6 protein-coding genes are annotated in these 7,194 nt (G+C 71.9%); 2 read left to right on the forward strand and 4 right to left on the reverse strand.

Annotated features, from left to right (window positions below):
- The first annotated feature begins 5 nt into the window (after window positions 1-5).
- Window positions 6-1,037 (forward strand): glycosyltransferase, encoded by a 1,032-nt coding sequence (locus MHW47_RS02750; protein WP_239220959.1) that lies wholly within the window; start codon window positions 6-8, stop codon window positions 1,035-1,037.
- Here the strand turns inward: MHW47_RS02750 and MHW47_RS02755 are convergent.
- Window positions 1,034-2,119: a phosphotransferase gene (locus MHW47_RS02755; protein WP_275448773.1), complete on the reverse strand. Its 1,086-nt coding sequence runs from the start codon at window positions 2,117-2,119 to the stop codon at window positions 1,034-1,036. The two genes, MHW47_RS02750 and MHW47_RS02755, sit on opposite strands and share 4 nt — an antisense overlap.
- Before the next feature lie 171 nt (window positions 2,120-2,290).
- On the opposite strand from MHW47_RS02755, the gene MHW47_RS02760 reads away from it, so the two are divergent.
- On the forward strand, window positions 2,291-2,842 hold the full coding sequence (locus MHW47_RS02760) for a flavoprotein (RefSeq protein WP_239220961.1): 552 nt from the start codon (window positions 2,291-2,293) through the stop codon (window positions 2,840-2,842).
- Between the two features lie 131 nt (window positions 2,843-2,973).
- Here MHW47_RS02760 and MHW47_RS02765 read toward each other — a convergent pair whose 3' ends face one another.
- The 3 genes from MHW47_RS02765 to MHW47_RS02775 form a co-directional block, all read right to left on the reverse strand.
- Window positions 2,974-4,416, reverse strand: a complete 1,443-nt coding sequence (locus tag MHW47_RS02765) for a DHA2 family efflux MFS transporter permease subunit (protein ID WP_239220962.1) — start codon at window positions 4,414-4,416, stop codon at window positions 2,974-2,976.
- Between the two features lie 49 nt (window positions 4,417-4,465).
- Window positions 4,466-5,983: an amino acid adenylation domain-containing protein gene (locus tag MHW47_RS02770; protein WP_239220963.1), complete on the reverse strand. Its 1,518-nt coding sequence runs from the start codon at window positions 5,981-5,983 to the stop codon at window positions 4,466-4,468.
- The coding region (locus MHW47_RS02775; protein WP_239220964.1) for a thioester reductase domain-containing protein at window positions 5,980-7,194 on the reverse strand (1,215 nt) is incomplete at its 5' end. The genes MHW47_RS02770 and MHW47_RS02775, both read right to left, overlap by 4 nt.

The following is a 7,194-nucleotide window of genomic DNA, read 5'->3' on the forward strand; positions in this document are numbered from 1 at the left end:
GGAAGATGCCCACCGCCCTGTTCGCCTGGCACCGCACCCCGCCTCCGTTCCTCATCGGCGGCGCCGAGGTCACCCAACAGCTCCTCGCCGAAGAACTCGCCGCCGCCGGCTGGCACGTCACCTATCTCGGCTCGCACGAGGCGCCCTGGAACGGAGCCACCCAGCTCCCCGACATGTGTGCCCACCTGGACCAGCATCACGTCCCGTACGGCGAGGCGGACGGCACCCTGCGCTACCGGTGGAACGGGGTCGAGTGTGCGGCCTTCATGCAGAACAACGTGGAGCACGCGCTGGGCAGCCTCCTGGCAGACCTCAGCCCGGACGTCGTGTTCACCTCGCAGGAAGGCTCGGCGCAGCTCGCCGCGCAGGCCAGACCGACCGCGCTCGTCGCCGGCCTCCTGCACTCCGTTTCCGCCACCGGCCTGGAGGTCCTCGCCGGCCGACCCCACTACGGCCTCGCCGTGTCGGATTTCGTCCGGTCACGCGTACCTCACACGCCTGGCACCCGCCTCGCCGTGATGTACCCGCCGTTCGCGCTGCCCGGGGAGGGCTCGGACGAGGCCCGCACCGCGTCCGTACTCATGATCAACCCCATCCCCGCCAAGGGATCCGAGCTACTGCACCAGCTCATCCGTCTCATGCCGGAACAGCACTTCACCTTGGTCGAGGGCTGGTGGGACACCGCCGCCGACTTCGCCGCCTACCCGAACGTGACATACGTGCCCCGCGTGTACGACATGGGGCCTATGTATCGCAGCCATCGCCTGCTGCTGGTTCCGTCCACCGTGGAAGATGCCTTCCCCCGCGTGATCGTCGAGGCCGCGCTCCACGGCGTTCCGAGCATCGGGACCGACCGGGGCGGCATCCCCGAAGCCATTGGCGACGCCGGGATCGTCCTGCCCGCCACCGCCGGCCCGGAGGCGTGGGCGCGAGCGATCCGGAACGGGGACCACGAAGCGCTGGGGGTGCGGGTACGGACCAGAGCGGCACGTTTCACCCGCCCTTGCCTCCCAGAGCTCCGGGAACTGGGGATCTAGAGAGCGTCGCCGAACGCCCGCTCCACCACGTCGAGCCGCTCCGTCCACCAGTTGAGGAGCGCCTCGTCGGCGATGAACAGGTCGTCGCAGGAGCGGTCCCCCCGGTCGTAGTGGAACTCCAACTGCCAGAAGTCCGTCATCCGCTTCCACCACAGGCGGCGTGCGGCATCGAGCAGCGCGGCCGGCTCCAACGGGATCACCGACCGGTAGCCGGCCACGAACGTCGCCATCCGCTCCAGGTCGAACACGCCCTCCACCCCGAACTGCACCTGCGCCGTACGAACGACTTCTTCCGCGTACGGGCGGACTCCGAGCCGATCCCAGTCGAGGACGGCAACCAGTTCGCCGTCCGCCCAGAGAAGGTTCCGGTACTGGAAGTCGCCGTGCGTCCAGCCGTACGGCCCTGCGGGAACGTCTCCCTCAGGGCGCATGGCCGCATACTCGGCGAGCAGCACCCGACGCCTGGCGAGGGCGTCGAGCGCCGCCGTGTCGAAGGAGTCGCCCGAACGGTGGGCCCGCGCAGCAGCGGCGAGCCGGTCGGCCTTCTCCGACACCTGTTCCGGAGTGACGACGTCCGCAGTGAGGCTGACGGGAACAACGGAGAGGACCCCCGTTTCGGCGGCGTGCCCGAGCGCCAGGTGGAGCTTGGCGAGGACCGTGCCGAGCCGCCGCACCTGAGCGAGGGGGAGGTCCACGCCGCGAACGTGCGCTCCACGTGCCCAGGGGAACAGGCAGTACCCGCTCCCACCGACCTCGACCACGACCCCACCCGACGAGCCCACCACAGGGACGACCACCGGAATGCCGGCCTCAGCCAGGTCCGGCAACGCAGCAAGATTGCGGCGCAACCTGTCGAGCGGCACATCCGTGACCCGCTTGAGAGCGAAGGTCCCTCGCGGCGTATCCAGCTGCCAGTTCACGTTCATGAGACCGTCAGCCAGATGACGCCAGTCGACGACGTCCCCGAGGTCGAACTCCTTGATCAGTTCCGCAAGATCAGGGAAGGGAATGCGGTGCCTGCTCGCCACATGCGCGTTGGTCACCTTGGCGACGATACGTGAGCCCGGTACCAGGGTGCACAAGGATCACCGCGCGCCACCAGCCATCCGTTGGCTGGCCGACGCCTGCACTCAGGCACCGTGCCCTTCGTGCAGGTGGAAGGCGGCGTCTCTGGCCCGGCCCCGTCTACGGATGCTCACGGCCATGGTCTGGATCGTGACCGCAGGGGAGCGCGTCGACGAGGGAGCAAAGCCATGAACGACCAGCAGAAGAAGCCGTTCCTTTACGTCGTCGTCTGCGCCGCCGGCATCGCGGGCGACGCCAACAAGCTGATCACCGCCGCGAAGGAGCAGGGCTGGGATGTCGGCGTCATAGCCACACCACAGAGCCTCGGCTTCCTTGATACCGAGGCGTTCGAGGCCCAGACGGGCTACCCGATCCGCTCGGAGTGGTGCAGCCCCGGCGACCCGCGCCGGCTCCCGCCCGCCGACGCCATCGCCGTCGCGCCCGCCACGTTCAACACGATCAACAAGTGGGCCGCCGGCATCGCCGAAACCCTCGCGCTGGGCATCCTGTGCGAGGCGTACGGGATGGGCGTCCCGACGGTCGTTTTGCCGTACGTGAACGCGGCCATGGCCGCGCATCCGGCGTACGGTCGGAGCCTTGACCAGCTGCGGGAGATGGGCGTGCTGGTCGGGTCGTACGCGCCGCACCGGCCGAAAGCGGGCGGAGGAGCGGACCACTTCCGGTGGGAGGAGGCGCTGGAGCTCTTGAACGACAGGAGCGCAGGTCTCTCCGGACGGTGATCCGGATCGAGGACCACGCTCCTGTCGTTGGCAGGCGGTGGCACGGTGGGCACCGCGCACCAAGGCCACACCGGGACGGTGGCCCCGGTGGGTGCGGGCTCGTCGTTCCGGTGTGGCCGAGGGGTGCGGGGTCAGGGGGTCGGGGTCGGGGTGGGGGTCTTCTGGGCGGGGGGTGGGGTTGACTGGAGGCGGGCGCCCTTGGGGGAGAGGAGCATGGCGGCGGTGGCCAGGATGCCGAGCACCACGGCCGTCCAGAGGGCCGGTTTCATGCCGTCGGTGAACGCGTCGGGCGAGCCGTAGCCGCCGTTCCGGGAGAACACCGCGGACAGGAGGGCGACCCCGAGGACGCCGCCGGCCTCGCGCAGCGCGTTGTTGGCGCCGGAGGCGGCGCCCTGGTCGTCCTGCGAGACCGATCCCATGACCATCGCCGCGATCGGGGCGAAGAACATCGCCATGCCGATGCCGCTGACCACGAACGCGGGGGCCTGGCGCGCGTAGCTGACGTCCGGTTCCGCGATCAGCGTCAGCCAGGCGAGGCCGATGGTCATCAGGGTCAGGCCGGTCGCGACGACGGGACGGCCGCCGATCCGGTCCGAGAGCATCCCCGCCAGGGGGGCGACGACGAGCAGCATCGCCGTCCACGGCAGCATGCGCAGACCGGCCTCGAACGGCGAGTAGCCCTGGATCGTCTGCAGGAACTGGGTCAGCAGGAACACCGCGCCGAACATGCCGGTGTACATGAGGAACGCGGCCGCGTTGACGGTGCTGAAGGCGCGGGAGCGGAACAGGCGCATCGGCAGCATCGGGGCGTCGGTGCGCGACTCCCAGACGACGAAGGCGACGAGCAGCGCGGCTCCGGCGAACAGGCCGGTGAGGATGGTTCCGTCGGTCCAGCCCTCGGTGTTGGCGCGCACCAGGGAGAAGGTGATCGCGAACAGTCCGAGGCTGGCGAGCGCGGTGCCGACCATGTCGAGCCGGCTGTTGGGGCCCCGGCTCTCCCGCAGGCCCATGAGCGTCAGGGGCAGCAGGGCGATACCGACCGGCACGTTGATCCAGAAGATCCATTCCCAGGAGATGTGCTCGGTGATGGCCCCGCCGATCAGCGGCCCGGTGGCCACGGCCAGGCCGTTGGCGGCGCCCCAGATGCCGAAGGCCGCGCCGAGGCGCTCCGGCGGTACGGCCGCCGTCAGCAGCGTGAGGCTCAGCGGCATGAGCATCGCGCCGCCGAGCCCCTGTACGGCCCGGGCCCCGATCATCGCGTCCGTGGACGTCGCCAGGGCGGCCGCCGCCGACGCCGCGGTGAACACCGCGATGCCCAGCAGGAATATCTTGCGACGGCCGAACCGGTCACCCAGCGCAGCGCCGAGGAGCAGCAGCACGGCAAAGGTGAGGATGTAGGCGTTGACCGTCCACTCCAGCTCCTCGATTCCGCCACCCAGATCCTCGCGCATCGCCGGCAGCGCGGTGATGACGATCAGGTTGTCCAGACCGACGAGGAACGCGGCCAGGCTGGTGACGGTCACCGCCCATGCGGTCCCTCGCTCTCGCTGTTTCCGATCGGACGTGGGGTTCATTCCGTTTCCTGTTCTGTGGGGGGTGCTGCGGACGGCGCTGCCGGGACCTTCACGGCACGTCCCCGGTCCCGGCGGACCCCGACGGCTCCTGCGACAGCCGCGCGAGGTCGACCTTCCCGTTCGGGGTGACCGGCAACGCGTCGTGGCGGCGCAGCGCGGCGGGGAGCAGATGCCCGGGGAGGCGTTGCGCGAGGTGGGCGCGCAGTTCCGTGCCGGTGAGCGGGGCACCGGCACGGCAGACGAAGTGCCCGACCACCATCGGCTCGCCGTGGCCGTTGGGCTCGATGGTGACCGCGGCCTCCGCCACGAGCGGGTGCTGCCGGATCGCGTGCTCGATCTCGCCGGGCTCGATGCGGAACCCGCGTACCTGCACCTGCCGGTCCAGGCGCCGCAGGTAGTGCAGCTCGCCGCCCTCGTCGCGCAGCCCCAGGTCACCGGAGCGGTAGCGGCGCGTGCCGTCCGCGGCCACCGAGAAGCGCGCCGCGGTCAGCTCCGGGCGCCCGAGGTAGCCGAACGCCACCGCGCCGCCGCTCACCAGCAGTTCACCCGGTTCGCCCGGGGGCACGGGCACCAGGTCCTCGTCGACCACCTCGACGGACAGGTGGGCCAGCGGGAGCCCGACCGGAGTGGAGCCGGGGCGCACCGGTACGAGCGGGCCCGGGGGCAGCACGCGGAACGTGGCGTGCACGGTGATCTCGGTGATGCCGTACATGTTCACCACCCGGGTACGGGGGCCGAGCCCGAGGTCGTGCCACTGCCGCACGGCGGTCGGGTTCACCGCCTCGCCGGCGAGCACCACGTAGCGCAGCTCCGGCAGCGGTACGGGACGGCCGGCCAGTTCGGCCACCAGATGGCCGAAGACGGTGGGCACCTGGCTGAGTACGGTGACCTGCTCGGCGGCCAGCAGCGTGGCCAGGGCCCTCGGGTCCGCGGCCGTGGCGGCGGGCACCACGACGACCTGGCCGCCGTTGGCGAAGGCGCACCACAGCTCCCAGACGCTGACGTCGAAGCTGGTGGAGTGGAACATGCTCCACACGTCGTCCGGCCCCAGGTCGAACTCCTTGCCGCAGGAGTCCAGCAGCGCCAGCACGTGGGCGTGCCCGATCATCACGCCCTTGGGGTCTCCCGTGGACCCGGAGGTGTAGATGACGTAGGCGGTCCCGGCGGGGATCTCGTGGGGCGGCCCGGGATGGGCGACCGACCGCACCACCGGGTCCGGGGCCGCCGCGCCGGTCGGCGCCTCCTCCACGAACGCGGTCAGCCGCGCGTCGTGCGCGATGTAGTCCTGCCGGGTCTGCGGATACGCCGGGTCGATCGGTACGTAGGCGCAGCCGTGGCCGAGGATGCCCACGATCGCGGCGATCGCCGACGCGCCCCGGGGGAGCCGCAGCCCCACCAGGGAGCCGTGCGCGACGCCGGCGGCGGCGAGGGCGGCGGTCACCCGGTCCGCCCGCTCGGCGAGTTCGCCGTAGGTCAGCACGGCCTCGCCGTCGACCACGGCGACCGCGTCGGGACGGGCCCGCGCCTGCTCGTGGAACAGGCCGTGGAGCGTGTCGGTCGTCGTCATCCGGCCGCCACCTCCCCGGGGGCCGGGATGAAGCCCGCGGCGGCGAAGGAGCGCAGGTAGTGACCGAGCAACTCGGCGTCGGCGGGCGGGCAGACGGGCTGCCCGCCCAGCGCGCAGGCGGTGCGCACGGTCTCGTACGGGCCTTCCTCCAGGCCCTGCCCGATCTGCCGCGCCCAGGGCCCGACGATGTCCAGCACCATGCCCCACTTGCCGTCCGCGCTGGTGCGGCTCAGCTCCAGCAGCGAGCGGTACCACGCGTCGGGGGCCACGGTCCGAACCGGGTAGCCGGCCGCCTCCATGGCCTCGGCCAGGGCGGACAGCCGGAAGGGGGCCGGGTTGGTGAGGTGGTTCACCTCGCCGCCGGGCAGGCCCGCCCGGGCCAGCTTCGCCAGGGCGGCGGCCGCGTAGTCGACCGGGGTGAGGTCGACGGGGGCGTCGGTCTCCGGCACCTGGCCGAGGACGACGCAGGCGCGGATGGCCTCGCTGAGGACGTCGCCGAGCTTCCACCGGCCGGTCCGGCTGTGCCCGGCCATGCGGCCCAGCCGGTGTATCCGCACCGGGATGCCGCGGTCCGCCGCCAGGGACATGATCCGTTCCGCGACCCACTTGGACTGCCCGTAGCCGTGGTCCTGCCGGGGCGGTACCGCGGGCAGCGGCTCCTCCCGGTAGGGGCCGCCGCCGGACCCGTCCGTCTCGCCGAAGACCCCGGTGGTGGAGATGTGGTGGACCGGGGTCGTCCGGCCGCCCGCCGCGGCGAGGCGCAGGATCTCGCGGCAGCCGTCCACGTTGACCGGCTTGACCCGGCGGTACGGGGGAAGGAAGTTGACCACGCCACCGCAGTGGTAGATCTCGTCCACCTCCTCGGCCAGCTCCATGAACTCCTGCTCCTTCAACCCCAGTTGGGGCCGGGACAGGGTACCCGGGATCGCCCGTATCCGGTCGGCGAAGGAGTCCTGCCACAGGTTCTCCTCCGCCAGGGCGGTGCGGACCCGGCCGTGGCCCTCCTCGGCGGAGTCGGCGCGCACCAGGCAGTCGATCGTGGCCCCGGTGCCGGTGAGCAGCTCGGCCAGGAGGTGCCGGCCGACGGTGCCGGTGGCGCCGGTCAGGAGGATGCGCCCGGGCTCGGGGGCCCAGTGCGGCGGGGCGGTGGCGCGGATCGCGTCGTCGAGGACGACCTCGGCGGCCAGGTCGGGGCCCGCGGGCGCCGCGGC

This window comes from Streptomyces sp. OfavH-34-F (assembly GCF_022347745.1).
Lineage (GTDB): Bacteria > Actinomycetota > Actinomycetes > Streptomycetales > Streptomycetaceae > Streptomyces.